Genomic DNA, 17,876 nt, shown 5'->3' with positions numbered 1-17,876 from the left:
TCGATACGCCATCACGGTCGACCATTTATCCGGGGTATCCATCAGGATTGGGTAGTGCCCGCTATTGATGAGTCGGATCGACACGAGGAATTTGCTTCTCATCCTTTCGACGTTCACTACCTCGACATCAAGCCGGACTACGGTACGGCTCTCCCGCAGATAAGCACTCCTTGTCCGCCAAAAAAAATCCACTAGCGTGTCGGCCAGTGCACTCGGCAATTGATATATGGGACCCTGGTAGTGCACGTGCTTACCTTGTCGTAGGCAGTCAACGTCATACAGACGAGGGGGATCGATTCTAGGTAGCTCGTCCCTGGGTCCTGCTTCAACCGCCTCGCAAAGCTGATGATGAATATCATGCGCTAGCTTGAGATCGTCAGGCGAAAGCCTAGCGTCGAAGATACCCACGCCATGTAGATTCATATCCTCGATCGTATCGAACCGTCCGATACGAAGTTTCCCGGGAAGCCGCACGCTTACGGTATTCATACCGTAGTTCATGCCACCCAATCCGTAGACGCCAAAACCCTCGCCTGTGCCACCAACATTGAGCTCGTTGTCCGCTGCATTAACCCGAACATTCGACATCGTCACTACTCCAAAGAACATAAGCACAATGGCCACGAAACGCGCGGATAGACTGCGCGCCTTGCGTGCCGATTTATTCCGATGCATAACCAATTCTCCATTTCTTGTGCGTCAACGTGCAGAAGTGCCGCCGGACATATTCGAGGTAGTACGGTTGCACCAGCGCGTTCGGTGCGGCGTCGCTCTGCATGGAGAGACGTTTATTCGCGCCATATCCCATCACATTGTCCGCAGAGCGCATCTGCCAGACCGGTTGCCCTGTTAAACGCTCGCCGGCCACAAAATCCAGCTGACCCTCTTTGACATACCGCTTGTGCACCGACCCGCCAACCTCCCAATACTCGTCCGGGAAATTGAACAGGTGCCCGCATTCGTGGGCCATAACATTCGATGCCAGCAACGGTACGAACTGACCGGGATGGTCGTTACCGGCTGATACGACATTTTGCTCCCCCCACGCACCCGCATCCGCTCGTTCCGTTTGCGGGAATAGGAAAATCGTCTTATGAATCTTTTTGCCGTCGCCTACGTTGGCGTCGCCCATTGCGAGCAAAAACTCGACGCGGAAGTGCACGGTCACACGGCAACCGCAGGCCGCCTCCTTCGAGCAGCCATCCAAAATGAGTACGCTACGGTGCGCATTGAGGACGTTTTCCACCTGCTGCTTCCGCTGTTCCGCATCGAATGCGGGTCCCGTGGCGTCGCGATACCGCATCACATAGCCTCCCTCAATCGGCGCACCGACAGTCAAACCATTTTTGTAATGCACGTCACTGCTATAAGGAACCGACTCCTTCTGACCGTCCGGCCCCGACAATTCTTTGCCGCCAGAATCCGTCTTGAGCAGCTCCACCGGAACGATCTTGATCCGTACCGTTACCTGCAGTGTCTTGAATCGTTCGTCGTAGGCGAGCTCGAACGCTGTGGGATTGGGATAACCCGCGAGAATGGGGTTACCGCTGCTTTTGTCAGTCATCGGCGATTTATCGGCTTTCAGTGCCTGATACGCCTGCGTCTCCAATAGATCGCTACATTCGTGCGTAAAGCCCCGCAAGCGCCAATTGCAATAAACCGGTTTGTTGAGCAGCAGCGGCACACTGAGGTCAGCCGCGGGCGGAAGCTTAGGCTCATGCTTGGCATCGTGATCGGCGTTGGGTGAATCGGGCGAATCGTTGGGCGCGAAGGTATCCGTCGAGGCGGATGCATCGTTGGACGCAACATCGGAGCCTGATGTCAATGCGCTGGCGCCGTCGGGCGCGGCAGGTTGCGGCGAGGTGCTACGTCCCAGTCGGGTATTTTCCCGAAAGGCCTCGCAGCTGACCTCGAACGGAACCAGCGTGGGTGCGAAAGCGGGCGCACCCAGGTGCATCTGCGCGGCGTTTTTACGCTGGAACCGGGCAATATCCCAGTACAAGTCGAACGGCGCACCCAGCGTGATGCAGCCGTTCGCCAGCTTGATGAACGCACCCTGGCACTCGATGATGAATTCCTTTTGCGCACGCATCATGATCGAGCCGTTGACACTCGATACGGTGACATCCTGCGCGGCGGTCAGCGCCAGCGGCCCGTTTTGGGCTTGAACCTGGACCGGCCCCTCGGCTGAAAAAATGTCGATGGCCTTTTGCGCGAACAGCGACAGCTTTTCGCCGGCGGCGGCGGTAAAGCGCTTGAGTGCATTCACGTGGAAGCCGCACCCGCTGGCCACGCTCACGTCTTTGCCTGCCGACACCATGATCCGATCCGGCGTCACCATGCCGATGCCCTTGGGCGCCGACAGCGCGATGACCGATTGCTTAAGCCCCGTCAGCTCGTTTTTCAGCCATGCGTTTTCCGCCTGCAGATCGGCGATTTCCGCCTTCGACGCCTCTGCGGAGGCCGCGAGCGTCTGTACACGTGCCTGCATCGCATCGAACTGCTGGATCACCGCGTCGGTGTCTTGCTGCAGGCCACTTGCCTTCGCTTGCGCGTCGGCCGATAGCAGCAGGCCGCCACCGGCACGTACCGCGCCATGGGCGTCCGTGCGCAATTCGAACCCCTCACCGCGTTTTTGCCTCTCGGGATCGACGATGTGGCCGAGCGTCAATTGGCTGATGCCCGAGTGCGGTGTGGACAGACGAAGGTGCTCTTCGTCTTTCCAATCCTCGATCTCCATCTCGCTGCCGCCCTGCGTGGCGATGCGGTTGAGCGACATGCGGCGGTCCTGGTTGGTGATCAGGTCCGTGTATGTCGAGGTGTGATGGAAGGCGGCGATGTAGGGTTTGTTCGGATCGCCATCGCGAAACTCGATCACGGCGTAATCGCCGTCCTGCGCAGGGAAGTGCATGCCGGTCTGCCGCTTGCCGGCGAAAGGTTTGGCCAACGGCAGGGGCACGCATTCGCCGCCGGGGTTCCATGGGTCGAAGTCCAGGTCCAGGCGCACTACATAGTGGCCCTGGTTCGTAAGGTACGCATACGGGTAATCGCCCGGTGAGGTGATGCGAGCGCTCAGGGTGCCGACCACCCGTGGCCAACTCGCTTCATCGATGGGCAGCCTGAAACGGCGCTCGCACGGGATCGCCTTGAACGCATTTTGATACGCCTTGTTGCGGCCGCCGGTGTGCGTGACTTCCGTAACGACCAGGCCGTTGGGCGCTTCGGGAAGGGTCGCATCGGTGCGCACGACGCGCCCCGGCCGCACGGCTGGGGCGTGGCTGCGTCCGGTGATGGCGAGTTGCTGGGTGAGCGCGGCTTCGTGGCGCAGTTGCGCCTCCCACGTCGCCTGTGCCTGATCCAGATGACCGGTGCCGTAGCTGTAGGAAGTGCCGTACGTGGTCGGATCGCTCCCGGCCACATTGGCTTCGCCGGTAATACGTTCCCATGCCGACGCCGGATTGAAATCGGCGACTTTGAACGCGCGTTGCACCGTTTGGCTGCGCACCTGAAGATCGGTGATGGCGTCCTCGTCGGCGCTCAGGCCGGAGGCCTCGCGGCAGGGCAACGCAAGAGTCGGCACGTAGACATAGTGATCGATGTCATCGGCCACGACCAACACATCGCCGTGCTCACCTTGCTCGATGTAGCAATACATGCCTTCCTGTTCGAGCAGTTGCCGCATGTACACCCAATCGGAAACGCCATATTGCAGGCGAAACGCATGCACGGGATAGCTGCGGCGAAGCTTGAAGAGGAACTGTTGGCCACGCAGTCCGTGCTTGCGCAACAGCCCTTCGATAATCGTCGGCGCGTCCTGCTGCTGGAAGGTGCGAAAGGCGCGGGTCAAGCGCATGCGTGCCACATGCGGCTCGATCACCAGCTCATAGGTGTACTGGTCGTTGCTGCGACCGACGCGATCGAAGTGCGTGATGCAACCGGCCCATTGCCGTATGCCGTCGCTGTCGTCGTGCGCGATCTTGAAGGTGGCGTCCTTGCCTCCGACGTCTTCGCAGGTCAGCAACGCTGGATGCGTGGCGGTGACGGTGATGCGGTAGGGATCGCCGATAGCGTCGTGTAAGTGAAAGGACTGAACATCGAGCGGTTCGACAAGCGGCGCGCCCGTGACGTGGACGTTGTAGTGCTGATGCAGGCGGTGCGCGATGGCGGAGGAAAGATGATCGGAGTCCGGCATGACTAGGTCCCTGAATACCGCGACGTGGAACGGCGACAGTACGCAGAGGCATGCTTGCAGCGATATCAGGGGTATCCGATAAGGGTATCGGATAAGTGCGCGTCACCTGTCCTCTTACAGGTCTACTCCACAGGCTCTTGTCGTTGCCCTCTACGATCGCCAGTGAGGATTGCGCGTACCCGCTGAGGCGGGTTCCGCTACATTCACACCACGCCGTGCGAATGCTCCCGTGCGGCCATCGGCGCTTCTTGTTCGCGGCCATGCACGATGCTGAAGATCACCGGCACGAACAGTAGCGTGGCGCAGGTGGCAAACAACAGGCCACCGATCACGGCGCGGCCCAGCGGCGAATTCTGCTCCTGCGTCAACGCCATCGGCAGCATGCCGATGATCATCGCCAGCGCGGTCATGCACACCGGGCGAAAACGCGTGAAGCCTGCTTCCAGCGCAGCCTTCATCGCATCGCCGTGTTCGGCCAGGCGTTCGCGCGCAAAGCTCACCACCAGAATCGAGTTGGCGGTTGCCACGCCCATGCACATGATCGCCCCCGTCAACGCCGGCACCGACAGTGTGGTGTGCGTGATGAACAGTATCCACACGATGCCGGCCAGGGCGGCGGGCAACGCGGTGATGATCACGAATGGATCCAGCCACGATTGGAAGTTCACCACGATCAACATGTAGATCAGCACGATCGCGCCCAGCAGACCGAACAACAGACCGGCGAACGCCGCGTTCATCGCCGTCACCTGACCGAGCAGCCGTACGACCGTACCGCGCGGCCGCTCTTTTGCAGCGCGTTGCAGCACGGCCTGGATGTCGTCGGACACCGCACCCAGATCGCGCCCCTGCACCGCGGCGTAGATATCGAACGACGGCGCGATGTTGTAATGCGACACCACAGCGGGACTGGCGGTACGCTGAATCGTCGCGATGGCGCCAAGCACCTGCTTGGCACCGGTCGTTGAAGATGTGATCGGCAGGCTCTGCAATGCCGCCCATGTGTCCATGCGATATTGCGGCGTTTCCGCCACCACCGCATAAGACACACCATTGGCGTGGTTGAGCCAGAATGTCGGGGCTACCTGCAGACTACCGGCCAGCGAAGCGACCATGCTGTTGGTGACGTCGTGCTCGGTAATGCCCAATTCCCCTGCGCGTACGCGATCCACGTCGACATTCAATTGCGGTGTGCCCGTTGACTGTTGCAGACGTGCGTCCGCAATGCCCGGTATCTCTTGTATCGCACGTAGCAGGCGAACGGCATACGCCTGGTTGGCGGCCTTATTTTCGCCCGACACTTTTACATCCAGCGGCGCGGGCGCACCGAAATTGAGAATCTGGCTGACCATGTCCGCAGGAAGGAACGCAAAGGTGGTGCCGGGGAATTCGCGCGGCAACGCGGCGCGCAGCTTCTTGACGAAACTCGCGCTTGGATCGTGATCGGGCGTCAGCAGAACCATGATGTCCCCATCCTGCGGACCGATCGTGCCGGTATTGCTGTACACCATGTTGGTGCCGCTCAACGGCAGACCGATGTTGTCGATGATACCGTCGATCTGGCTCGGCGGAATAACGCGACGCACTGCGTTTTCGACGCGGTCGAATTCGGCGGCGGTGTCCTCAATGCGCGTACCCACCGGCGCACGCACGTGAATGGCAATCGTGCCGGCGTCCGTCGTCGGGAAGAAATCGCGGCCCAGGAACGGCACCAGCACAAACGAGCCGACTACGACACCGAGAAAGCCGAGCACGAATTTCTTTCGCGATCCCAGTGCGAGCGCCAATGCGCCGTAATAGGTATCGCGCACGGCGGCAAAGCGATGCTCGAAACGTTGCTGGAACGCCACCAGCGATCGCCGTAGCAACCCGCGGCGCATCGGCGGGTGCTGATCGCCCTCGTGATAGTTGATGTAAGGATCTTCGGGGTGATCCCCCGGGCCACGCTCCGTCACATGTGGCTTGAGCAGATACTGCGCCATGGTCGGCACCAAGGTGCGCGACAGCACGAACGAGGAGATCATCGCGAAGATTACCGCCATCGCCATTGGCCTGAACAGAAAGCCCGGAATGCCCTTGAGCATGAACATCGGCACGAACACGATACAGATGCACAGCAGCGATACGAAGGCGGGCGTGACGATCTGCCTGGCGCCATCCATGATCGCCGTCTCTACATCCTTACCATGCTCCAAGTGCCAATTGATGTTCTCGATCGTCACCGTGGCATCGTCGACGAGGATACCCACGGCGAGCGCCAGGCCACCCAGCGTCATCACGTTGAGCGTCTGCCCGAAGGCGGATAGCAGTGCGATTGCCGAAAGCACCGCCAGCGGAATCGAAATGGCGATGATCACCGTCGAGCGCCAACTGCCCAAGAACACCAAAATCATCAGCGACGTGAGCACAGCCGCGATGATGCCTTCCCGCGCCACCGAGGAAATCGCGCCACGCACAAAAATGGATTGATCGCCCATCAGCTTCACATGCAAGCTGGGCGGCAAGGTTTCCTTGGCCAAGGGCAAGAGCTTTTTGATGCCAGCCACCACGTCGAGCGTGGAGACCTTGCCACCTTTGAGGAACGACATCAGCACGGCGCGGTGACCATCGACACGCACGACGTTTTCTTGCGGTGGCGAACCATCGCGAACATGCGCGACTTCGCCCATGGTGATGGTGGCGCCATCGACGGTCTTGATGGGCAGCTTGTTCAGTTCCTCGATGGCGAGCGGGCTATCGTTGAGATTGACGGTATATTCGTACTGACCGATCTTGATCGTACCCACCGGCACGATCTGATTTTGCGCAGCCAGCGCATTGCCCACGTCCTGCGCCGAAAGGCCTTTCGCAGCCAGCGCCTGCGGATCCAGATCGAGCATGATCTGGCGCTGCTTGCCACCATAAGGCGCAGGAATGGCCACACCCGCCACGGATACCAAGGTCGGACGCAGAAAGTTCTGCGCAACGTCGCGAATCTTCTGTTCCGACAACTGCGTGCTCGACAGCGCCATCTGCAGAATCGGCACGGTGGAGGCGTTGTAGTTGATGATCTGCGGCGGCGTGATGCCCGGCGGCATCTGTTTGAGCACGGTCTGCGAAATCGAAGTGACCTGCGCCGTGGCTGTGCGGACATCCACACCGGGCTGGAAGAAAATCTTCACCACGCCAATGCCGGGCAGCGACTGCGATTCAATGTGTTCGATGTCGCTCACGGTCGAGGTGAGCGAGCGTTCGTAGTAGTAGATCACGCGACCGGACATCGCGTCGGGCGACAGGCCGTTGTAGGTCCACACCACGCTGATCACCGGAATGCCGATGTTCGGAAAGATATCGGTCGGCGTGCGCAGCGCCGCCAGCGGCCCCACGATCAGGATGAAGAGCGCCAGCACCACGAAGGTGTAAGGGCGCGCGAGTGCAATGCGTACTAGAGCCAGCATGAGCACGGATCCAGCGACACGATGGGATTAAATAGTGCGCGCTCACTGTCACGAAGACATGTAGCGGCGCAACACTTTTGTCATCAAACGTAGTGATGCGCACACAGCGCTACATTCGGGCGTGATGAAGATCATGCACGCACTCAAAAAGAGGCCCTCCCCCGTTGGGGCAGGGGAGGGAAAATGCAGTTGCTACGTGAGGAAGGGCAACTGCAAGCCGGAGGGATCAACGTTGTGCTTAGCGCACCTGCGTTGTATCCGTTGTCGTGTTTTTGGCGGTCGCGCCGCTATCGAGTCCTGATGCCTCCCGAGTCCAGCCGCCACCGAGTGCGCGAATCAAATCCACGCTGGCCTGCAAACGGCGCGTGCGAATGGTTTGCGCATCGCGCTGCGCCGACAATGCGGCGGTCTGCGCGGTCACCACTTCCAGATAGTTCACGATGCCTTCGCGATAACGGTTGGTGGCGATATTCAAGGTTTGCTGCGCGGCCCCATAGGCCTGATCTTCCTGCTTCGCCTCGACACCCAGTTGCTGCAGCAGTGCCAGGTCATCTTCCACTTCGCGAAACGCCGTGAGCACGGTTTGCCGATAGTCGGCAGACTCTTCAGCAAACGTCGCTTGCGCCTGACGCAACTCGGCACGACGCAGGCCGGCATCGAAGATGTCGAGCGTGGCCAACGGCCCCAACGCCCAGTAGCGGTTGCCGACAGAGAGCAGACTGCCCATCCCGGTATCCTGAAACCCGAAATTGCCCGACAAGCTCAAATCAGGGAAGAACGCCGCACGTGCCACACCGATACCTGCATTGGCGGCGAACACCTTTCGTTCCGCCGAGGCAATATCGGGGCGTCGCTCCAGCAAGGTGGAAGGCACACCGACCGGCGTTACCGGCACCTTGAGCTGTTCCTGCTCGGGAGCGATCGAGAAACTCGACGCCGGCTCGCCGACCAATGCGGCAATGGCGTGCTCGCTAAGCGCGCGCTGCGCCAGCACATCGGTAATCTGCGCTTGCGCATCGTAGAGCTGCGTCTGTGCGCGCGACACATCCATGCCTGACGCCACACCACCGTTATGGCGATTCTCGGTGAGCTGCAGCGCGTGCTGATAGGCGCTCAACGCATCACGCAGGATGCCTAGCTGGATGTCATAGCCGCGCAAGCGCACATAGTTATCCGCAAGTTGCGCTTCCAGACTGAGCTTCGCCGAAGCCAGATCGGCCTGCGCAGCCTGCGCCAACGCACGGCCAGCGCTCACCTCATTACGAATGCGACCCCACAGGTCCAGATCGAAATCGGCCTCGATGCCCACGGTATCGCTGTCGTATTCGTTGGGCTGACCGCCACCGCGCAGCGGTCGGTTGTTCGACTGACGCGCACGCCCCGGATTGGCCAGCGCACCGATTTGTGGAAACAGGCCAGCGCTGAGCTGGCTTTCATACGCATTGGCCTGATCGTATCGCGCCAGCGCAGCGGCCAGGCTGGGATTTTGCGCATCGAGCCTGGATTCCAGACCGCTCAAGCTGCCATCGGCGTAGACCGTCCACCAGTCACCGCGCGATTGCTGATCGGAAGGCGCGGCGACTTTCCATGCCGTGTCGCCTTCCTTGAAGCTCGAAGGCATCGGCGGCAGCTGTGGCGTGTGGTAAGTGGGTGCAAGCGAGCAGCCGCCCAACACGGCGACGGCCAGCGATGTAGCGAGCAGTCGATTAACGAGCCGACGCACCGGTTTTCTCCGTGTCTTGGGCGGCAAGATTCTGGTTCGTGTCCGTTTCGACGCGCACTTTGTCGCCGTCCATCAGCGAATCGGGTGGGTTCTCGATCACGCGGTCCGTGGCGCTCAAGCCCTGGTCGATCTGCAAGGTCGTGCCCATGTCCATGGCAATGTGCACGTCGTGCAGATGAGCGCGTTGATCGGGCCCGAGGACGGCGACCTGCGGACCTTGATCGCGGAAAATCAGTGCGCTGGCCGGCACACTGACCATGTGCTGATCCAACGGCAGGTCGAATCGTACGTCTGCGTAATCACCGGGCTTGAGTGCACCGTCGGAATTGTCGACGACGAACTGCGCAAGCATGCTGCCGGAATTCTGGTTGATCGCATTGGAGTTTCCGATCAGCGTGGCCTCGAACCTGCGCCCGGGCAGTTCGGGAATGCTGAGCGCCACTTTCATGCCCGGCTTGATGTTGTCTGTATTCACTTCAGGTACCGGCACATACAGGCGCATGCGCGAGATGTCGGCCACGGAGAACAGCTCCGGGCCGCTTTCATTGTTGGCCGTGATGAGATCACCCACGTCGGTGCGACGCGCCGTCACCACGCCATCGAAGGGCGCCACGATTTTCTTGAACGTTTCCAGCGCATTCAGACGATCGACATCCGCTTTAGCCGCCAGGACGGTCGCCTGCGCAGCCGCCGCCTCACCACTCTTCTCATCAGCCTCTTGCTTGGACACCGAATCGGACGTCAGCAGATGCTGCCAACGCCTCGAGGTAATCGTGGCGAGGTTGGCATCGGCTTGCGCCTTGACGAGCACCGCCTTGGCTTGCTCAAGTTGCTGATCCAGTTCGGGCGTATCGATGATGGCGAGCACGTCGCCGGCTTTCACTTTGTCGCCGATATCCTTGTACCAGGCCTTCAGATAGCCACCCACGCGCGCGTGGATCGGGGCGCTGTCCCAGGCTTGCAGATGGCCAGGCAAGGTGATCAGATGTTCCTTCGAAGGATCGAGCGCTGGAGCGAGTCGAACACTGGGAATGAGTTGTGCGTCCGTCCATTGCACCAGTTCCTGATGCTGGTGGTAGCGCAAACCCAGACCCAGCGCGATCACGATCACGGCAACCACGGCGGCGCCAATGCCGACAGCTTTCAGGTGCGGCGGTTTTTGTGCCACTTGTACGGGAGCGTGATTATGCGACATGGGGAAGTCCTGGAATGGAATCCAAATCAGAGGTACGTTGCTCGCGACCATGCACGATGCTGAAGATCACCGGCACGAACAGCAGCGTGGCGCAGGTGGCGAACATCAGGCCGCCGATCACGGCGCGACCCAGCGGTGAATTCTGCTCGTGCGTCATGGCCATCGGCAGCATGCCGATGATCATTGCCAGCGCCGTCATGCACACCGGGCGGAAGCGCGTGAAGCCCGCTTCCAGCGCAGCCTTCATCGCATCGCCGTGTTCGGCCAGGCGTTCTCGCGCAAAGCTCACCACCAGAATCGAGTTGGCGGTTGCCACGCCCATGCACATGATCGCCCCCGTCAACGCCGGCACCGACAGCGTGGTGTGCGTGATGAACAGTATCCACACAATGCCGGACAGAGCGGCAGGCAGCGCGGTGATGATCACGAACGGATCCAGCCACGATTGGAAGTTCACCACGATCAGCATATAGATCAGCACGATCGCGCCCAGCAGACCAAACAGCAATCCAGAGAACGCGATGTTCATCGCGGTGACCTGACCAAACAGACCCACGGTCGTACCTTTTGGACGATCCTTGGCCGCTTGCTTGAGCACATGTTGGATGTCGCTGGCGACCGAACCGAGATCGCGGCCTTGCGTCGAAGCGTAGATGTCGAACGATGGTGCAATGTTGTAGTGCGTGACCACCGCAGGCGTCGCCGTGCGCTTGACCGACGCCAGCGCGCCGAGAATCTGCTGCGCCCCATTGCCCGACGAGGTGATCGGCATGCTGTGCAGATCGGCCATCGAATCCACGCGGTACTGTGGCGTCTGCGCCACGATCGGATACGACACGCCGTTGGATGGATTGAGCCAGAAAGTCGGCGCCACCTGCGAACTGCCGGCCAGGGTGCTGACCATGCTGTCGGTGACATCGCGCTCAGTAACGCCCAGTTCGTTCGCGCGCACGCGGTCCACATTCACGTTCAACTGCGGCGCGCTGTCAGATTGCTGCAGGCGGACGTCGGCTATGCCCGGAATGCTGCGCATGGCACGCATCAGGCGCAACGCATACGCTTCGTTGGCCGTGGCATTACGTCCGGATACCTTCACATCCAGCGGCGCCGGCGCGCCGAAGTTGAGAATCTGGCTTGCCATGTCCGCCGGCAGGAACGCGAACGTGGTGCCCGCGAACTCCTGCGGCAGTAGTTCGCGCAGCTTCTTCACGTACTCGTCGGCAGGGGCATGATCGGGCTTCAGCAGCACCTGGATGTCGCCATCCTGCGGGCCGATGGTGCCGGTGTTGCTGTACACCATGTTGGTGCCGCTGAGCGGCAGGCCGATATTGTCGATGATGTTGTCCAGATCCGCGGGCGGCACGACGCGCCGAATCGCCGCTTCGATGTGATCGAACTCCGCGGAGGTATCTTCGATGCGCGTGCCCACGGGTGCACGCACGTGGATCGCAATGGCTCCGGCATCGACGGACGGGAAGAAATCACGCCCGAGGAAAGGCACCAGGACGAACGAGGCAAGCACCACGCCGAGAAAGCCCAACACGAACCGGCGACGGTGGTCCAACGCGAGCGAGAGTGCGCCGTAGTAAATATCGCGCACCTTGGAAAACCGATGCTCGAAGCCTTGCTGGAACGACACCAGTGCCTGGCGCAGCCGATTGCGCCGCATCGGTGGATGCTGGTCGCCTTCGTGATGATTGATATAGGGATCTTCAGGATGATCGCCAGGCGGCTTTTCCAGCACGTGCGGCTTTAGCAGGTACATCGCCATGGTCGGCACGAGTGTGCGCGAGAGCAGGAACGAGGAGGCCATCGCAAAAATCACCGCCAGCGCCATCGGCCGGAACAGGAAGCCGGCGATGCCTTGCAGCAGGAACATCGGCACGAACACGATGCAGATGCACAGCAGCGAGACGAACGCGGGCGTCACGATTTGTTTGGCGCCGTCCATGATCGCCGTATGCACATCCTTGCCCTGTTCCAGATGCCAATTGACGTTTTCGATGGTCACGGTGGCGTCGTCCACCAGGATGCCCACCGCGAGCGCGAGGCCACCCAGCGTCATCACATTGAGGGTTTGCCCAAACGCCGCAAGCAGTGCGATCGCCGAAAGCACCGCCAGTGGAATCGACACCGCGATGATTACGGTAGACCGCCAGCTGCCGAGGAATACCAGGATCATTACCGACGTAAGCAACGCGGCAATGATGCCTTCGCGTGCCACCGATGTGATCGCGGCGCGCACGAAGACGGATTGATCGTCCATCAGCTTCAGTTTCAACGACGGCGGTAGCGTCTCCTCCGCCAGCGGCAGCAGCTTCTTGATGCCGGCCACCACATCCAGCGTCGATACGTTGCCGCCCTTCAAGAACGACATCAACACCGCGCGATGACCATCCACGCGCACCACGTTCTGCTGCGGCGGCGAACCGTCGCGCACGTGCGCCACCTGGCCGATGGTGATGGTGGCACCGTTCACGGTCTTGATCGGCAGGTTGTTCAACTGCGCGATGGCGGAGGGGCTGTCATTGAGATTGACGGTGTATTCGTACTGACCGATCTTGATGGTTCCCACCGGCACAATCTGATTTTGCGCAGCCAACGCATTGGACACATCTTGCGCGGAAAGGCCTTTCGCGGCGAGCGCCTGCGGATCGAGATCGAGCATCACCTCACGATTCTTGCCGCCGTACGGCGTGGGAATCGCCACACCTGCGACGGATACCAGCATCGGGCGCAGAAAGTTCTGCGCAACGTCGAGGATCTTCTGCTCGGACAGCTTGCTGCTCGACAGCGCCATCTGCAGGATAGGCACGGTGGAGGCGTTGTAATTGATGATCTGCGGCGGCGTGATGCCCGGCGGCATCTGCTTGAGCACGGTCTGCGAGATCGAGGTGACCTGTGCGGTGGCTGTGCGTATATCCACGCCCGGCTGGAAGAAGATCTTTACCACGCCGATACCGGGCAGCGACTGCGATTCAATGTGTTCGATGTCGCTCACGGTCGAGGTGAGCGAGCGTTCGTAGTAGTAGATCACGCGACCGGACATCGCGTCGGGCGACAGGCCGTTGTAGGTCCACACCACGCTGATCACCGGAATGCCGATGTTCGGAAAGATATCGGTTGGCGTACGCAGTGCCGCCAGCGGGCCGGCAATCAGGATAAATAGCGCCAGGACGACAAAGGTATAAGGACGCGCGAGTGCGATGCGAACCAGACCCAGCATGCGATAGCTTCCAGCGTGCTTTGATGATGGTCGCTATTATCGGGATCGCTGCGCTGCAACACCTTTCGTGGGAGTGAAGATTCTTTCATTCATGAAATTTTTTTCATGAATGAAGCCGGCAGTTGCGCGTAGCTTCGGCCTGATCAGAGCAGCGGGCAGATCATGACCATGCGCGTGCCTTTTTGATCGCCCTCGATGCGCAGGTCGAAATCGTGCAACTTGGCAATCGCGGCGACGATGCTCAGCCCCAGGCCGTGTCCGGTGGCCGCATCGCGACCACCCTCCCCGCGATAGAAACGCTGCCAGACGGCCTGCCGCTGCTGCTCGGGAATGCCTGGCCCGCTGTCGGCTACTTCGACGTGCGCGACGTGGGGATCCGTCCGCTTCGCACTCAGCGTCACGCTCCCGCCCGGCGGCGTGAACTTGATGGCATTGCCGACCAGGTTTCCGATGGCTTCGAACAACAGGTCCGGATCGGCTTGCGCACGCAGATCCGGATCGACATTCAGCACAAATTGCAGGTGCTGATCTTCGGCCAGCGGCGCATAGAGCTCGTGCACGTGCTGCAAGGTCTGTCCCAGGTCGACGGCGATGAAGCCTTCGCGCCGCCGACGATCCTCCAGTTCTGAAATACGCAGCAGCGCGCGGAACCGCCCCAGCACTTCATCGATATCGCTGACGCATTGTTCGATCAGCACGACATGCGGATCGTCTTCATGCATTTGCTGCTGCACGCGATACAGCTGCGAACGCAGGCGCGTGAGCGGCGTGCGCAGGTCGTGGGCGATGTTGTCGCAGACGCCTTTCACTTCGCCCATCAAGCGCTCGATCTGATCGAGCATGTCGTTCACGATGGCAGCGAGGCGATCCAGTTCGTCGCCGCGATTACTGACCGGCAGGCGTCGTTGCAAATTGCCTTGCACGATCTCACGCGTTGCCGATTCGACCTGCCGGATGCGCCGGCGCGGCGCACGGTTGAGGATAAGGCCGCCGATCAGGCCCGGTACCAAGGTGAACGAGAGTCCCCACCACAGTGCATGCCAGATGATGCTGCTCACTTGCGCAGCAATGCGCGTGGTGTGCGCCAGCACCAGGATGTGGCCGTTGCTCAGGCGCGAGGCAATCACCGAAAGCATGTGTGTCTGGGGGGCGAAGGGACCGCTGATGACGTCCCCCGTAGGCAAGCGCAGCGTCACCGAATCGTCCGTCAGGCCCGGCGGCATCTGCAGAATGTCGCCGTACAACCACTTGCCGTGCGCGTCGAACAAACCCCAGGCGTTGTAGTTGGTTTCTTCGAGCACCTCATAGTCGTTCAGTGCGACCAGCAGGTGATCTTCATTGAGGCTGCGCAAATAGCTGATCTGCTGCTGGAGCTGCCGATCGGTGCGATTTTCCAGGTAATGCAGGGTTTCCCAATAGATCACACCCAGCAGCACCGTGCCCCAGATGACGAAGAACACGCCGTAGGCGAGTAGCAGGCGCGATGTCGTTGCACGCCAGTGGATGGACAAGTTTGTGGTGCTGTTAGCCAATGCGATACCCCGAGCCGCGCACGGTGCGGATCAATGGTGCTTCACCTTCGTTATCGACCTTGCGACGCAGGCGCGCGATATGCACGTCGATAAGGTTGGTGCCCGGATCGAAGCGCAGGCCCCACACGCTTTCGAAAATCATCGCGCGCGTCAGCACCTGGCCGGGATAGCGCATCAGGAATTCGAGCAAGCGGTATTCGGTGGGCAATAACGTGAGTTCGCGCGTGCCGCGCCGGGCGGTACGCGAGATCATGTCCAGGTCCAGATCGGCCACCCGCAGCTTGGTTTGCGCGGGCTGCTCTTGCCGATGCCGGCGCAACAGCACTTCGATGCGGGCGGCCATTTCATCGGGCGCGAAGGGCTTGGTGAGGTAATCATCGCCACCCGCGCGCAGCCCACGCACGCGTTCGTCCACGTCACCGAGCGCACTGATCATCAACACTGGCGTGGTGATACCGCGTTCACGCAATTGCGTTACCAGCGTGAGGCCATCCATGCCCGGCAGCATCAGGTCCAGCGTGATGGCGTCGTAGTGCGGCTCCTGCGCGCGCTGGAGACCTTGTTGCCCATCGTGCACGCGTTCGGCGCTGATGCCATGCGCGGCCAGCTCCAGCACGATTTCGCGCGCAGTGATTTCGTCGTCTTCGATGACCAGGATATGGGGCATGTACCGTCCAGCCGGGAAATCCACGCGGGACTTAAACACAAAACGGCCTCCGCGAGGGAGGCCGTGAGGTGCTGCGTATCAGTTTTGCTTCAGGCGGCGAACAGGCCGCGCATTTTCTTCATCGCGTTGGCTTCGACCTGGCGGATGCGTTCGGCCGAAACGCCGTATTCATCGGCAAGATCCTGCAGCGTGGCCTTGTCTTCGTTGAGCCAGCGGCGCTGGATGATGTCGCGCGAGCGCTCGTCCAGTTTCTGCAGCGCGGAGGAAAGGGTTTCAAGCTGATTGTCAGCCTGGTCGGCCTCGGCTACGTTGTCGTAGGGGTCGGCGCCTTCATCGACCAGGAACGCTTCCGGTGCCGGCTTGGCTTCGTCTTCGGCGTCCGCCGGCGCTTCAAAACCGATGTCGCGACCGGACAGGCGCGATTCCATCTCGCGCACAGTGGCCTCGGGCACGCCCAGATCCTTCGCGACCATGCGCACTTCCTCGGCGTTCATCCAGCCCAGGCGCTTCTTGCTCTTGCGCAGGTTGAAGAACAGCTTGCGCTGCGCCTTGGTGGTAGCCACCTTCACGATGCGCCAGTTGCGCAGTATGAATTCGTGCATTTCCGCGCGGATCCAGTGCACGGCGAAGCTGACCAGACGCACGCCCTGGTCGGGGTCGAAACGCTTGACCGCCTTCATCAGGCCGATGTTGCCTTCCTGGATGAGGTCGGACAGTTGCAGGCCATAGCCGTTGTAGCCGCGCGCCACGTGGACGACGAAGCGCAGGTGCGACATCACAAGCTTGCGGGCGGAGGCCAGATCACTGGCCTCCTGGTATCGGCGAGACAGCTCCTGCTCTTCTTCCTGGCTCAGCACCGGGATGCGATGCACGGCCGAGATGTAGGCGTCCAGGCTGCCAACGAGGCTGGGAACCGGCAGATTGGCCGTCACCAAGGCTTGGGACATTTGGAACCTCCTCAAAGATGGGGTTGAGCTTAGCACTCTGGTACTTGGAGTGCTAAAGGCGCCTACGAGTTCCAGGCACCTTTTATGTACTGCATAGTACACGAATCCCCGAAGCTTGTCCATGAGGGGTGGATGCCGGGGATTGGGGTTTCAAGCATGACTTGTGGGCAGTGAATGCAGGGTCGCCGAAAGCCCGCCCAGCGCCACATGTTCAGCCTTCGGCTAGCTGTGCCCTCGCCGGCAGAGACCAGTCGATAGGCGCCTGCCCGTTTGCCTCCAGGTACTGGTTGGCGGCCGAAAAATGGCCACAGCCGAGGAAGCCGCGATGCGCCGACAAGGGCGATGGATGAACCGACTTCAATACCGCATGCCGCCGCGTATCGATGAGCTGGCCTTTGCGCTGGGCATAGGAGCCCCACAACATGAATACGATCCCCTCGCGTTCCCGGTTCAGGGCATCGATGGCGGCGTCGGTAAACCCTTCCCAGCCCTTACCCTGATGCGATGCCGCCAGGCTTTGCTCTACCGTGAGGACTGCATTGAGCAACAGCACGCCGCGATCCGCCCACGGCGTAAGGCAGCCGTGGTCAGGGAAAGGAATCCCAAGGTCGCGCTGGATTTCCTTGAAGATGTTCACCAGCGACGGCGGCGAAGGCACGCCCGGACGCACCGAGAAACACAGGCCATGCGCCTGCCCGGGGCCGTGATAGGGATCCTGGCCCAGGATTACCACCCGCACCGCATCGAACGGTGTGTGCCTGAAGGCGTTGAAGATCTCCGGACCGGGCGGGTAGATCACCTTGCCGGCGCGCTTTTCCGCACGCAGAAATTCCGACAGCGCGCGCATGTCCGGTCGTTGCAGGTAATCGCCAACGCGGCTTTTCCAGGAGGGATCGAGCTTGATCCGTTCTTCGTCGCTTGGCGCAGCAGCGTGTGGTTCGGTAATCATCTATGCAT

At 60.8% G+C, this 17,876-nt stretch carries 10 protein-coding genes; all 10 read right to left on the bottom strand.

The window, feature by feature from the left end; all coding sequences use genetic code 11:
- A partial coding sequence (locus DWU98_RS18180) for a hypothetical protein (protein ID WP_230474925.1) occupies positions 1–675 on the bottom strand: 675 nt, incomplete at its 3' end.
- Entirely contained in the window at positions 662–4,192 is a 3,531-nt protein-coding gene (locus DWU98_RS18175; RefSeq protein WP_115496985.1) for a type VI secretion system Vgr family protein, read from the bottom strand. The genes DWU98_RS18175 and DWU98_RS18180, both read right to left, overlap by 14 nt.
- A 203-nt stretch (positions 4,193–4,395) precedes the next feature.
- On the bottom strand, positions 4,396–7,629 hold the full coding sequence (locus tag DWU98_RS18170; protein ID WP_115496984.1) for an efflux RND transporter permease subunit: 3,234 nt from the start codon (positions 7,627–7,629) through the stop codon (positions 4,396–4,398).
- Between the two features lie 238 nt (positions 7,630–7,867).
- Positions 7,868–9,352 (bottom strand): efflux transporter outer membrane subunit, encoded by a 1,485-nt coding sequence (locus DWU98_RS18165; protein ID WP_196239535.1) that lies wholly within the window; start codon positions 9,350–9,352, stop codon positions 7,868–7,870.
- A complete protein-coding gene (locus DWU98_RS18160) occupies positions 9,336–10,547 on the bottom strand; it encodes an efflux RND transporter periplasmic adaptor subunit (protein WP_115496983.1) in 1,212 nt (403 codons plus the stop codon). Before DWU98_RS18160 ends, DWU98_RS18165 begins: the two co-directional genes overlap by 17 nt.
- Complete coding sequence (locus DWU98_RS18155) at positions 10,537–13,773, bottom strand: efflux RND transporter permease subunit (RefSeq protein ID WP_115496982.1); 3,237 nt, start codon at positions 13,771–13,773, stop codon at positions 10,537–10,539. Before DWU98_RS18155 ends, DWU98_RS18160 begins: the two co-directional genes overlap by 11 nt.
- 143 nt (positions 13,774–13,916) lie before the next feature.
- Positions 13,917–15,284, bottom strand: coding sequence for a sensor histidine kinase (locus DWU98_RS18150; RefSeq protein WP_115496981.1), 1,368 nt, complete (start codon positions 15,282–15,284; stop codon positions 13,917–13,919).
- 13 nt (positions 15,285–15,297) lie between these two features.
- Positions 15,298–15,972 (bottom strand): response regulator transcription factor, encoded by a 675-nt coding sequence (locus DWU98_RS18145; RefSeq protein ID WP_115496980.1) that lies wholly within the window; start codon positions 15,970–15,972, stop codon positions 15,298–15,300.
- Between the two features lie 89 nt (positions 15,973–16,061).
- On the bottom strand, positions 16,062–16,919 hold the full coding sequence (gene rpoH, locus DWU98_RS18140; protein ID WP_115496979.1) for an RNA polymerase sigma factor RpoH: 858 nt from the start codon (positions 16,917–16,919) through the stop codon (positions 16,062–16,064).
- Between the two features lie 211 nt (positions 16,920–17,130).
- Positions 17,131–17,868, bottom strand: coding sequence for a uracil-DNA glycosylase (ung, locus tag DWU98_RS18135; RefSeq protein WP_115496978.1), 738 nt, complete (start codon positions 17,866–17,868; stop codon positions 17,131–17,133).
- Between the last annotated feature and the right edge of the window lie 8 nt (positions 17,869–17,876).

This window comes from Dyella monticola (assembly GCF_003363155.1).
In the GTDB taxonomy this organism is placed as follows: domain Bacteria; phylum Pseudomonadota; class Gammaproteobacteria; order Xanthomonadales; family Rhodanobacteraceae; genus Dyella_B; species Dyella_B monticola.
Note: the sequence above shows the minus strand (reverse complement) of the source record. Positions and strands in the feature narration are given on the sequence as shown.

Bases quoted from the DNA above. Each gene is read 5' to 3' on its own strand.
- rpoH (WP_115496979.1), bottom strand. From the start codon at position 16,919: ATGTCCCAAGCCTTGGTGACGGCCAATCTGCCGGTTCCCAGCCTCGTT.
- DWU98_RS18155 (WP_115496982.1), bottom strand. From the start codon at position 13,773: ATGCTGGGTCTGGTTCGCATCGCACTCGCGCGTCCTTATACCTTTGTC.
- DWU98_RS18145 (WP_115496980.1), bottom strand. From the start codon at position 15,972: ATGCCCCATATCCTGGTCATCGAAGACGACGAAATCACTGCGCGCGAA.
- DWU98_RS18170 (WP_115496984.1), bottom strand. From the start codon at position 7,629: ATGCTGGCTCTAGTACGCATTGCACTCGCGCGCCCTTACACCTTCGTG.
- DWU98_RS18175 (WP_115496985.1), bottom strand. From the start codon at position 4,192: ATGCCGGACTCCGATCATCTTTCCTCCGCCATCGCGCACCGCCTGCAT.
- DWU98_RS18160 (WP_115496983.1), bottom strand. From the start codon at position 10,547: ATGTCGCATAATCACGCTCCCGTACAAGTGGCACAAAAACCGCCGCAC.
- ung (WP_115496978.1), bottom strand. From the start codon at position 17,868: ATGATTACCGAACCACACGCTGCTGCGCCAAGCGACGAAGAACGGATC.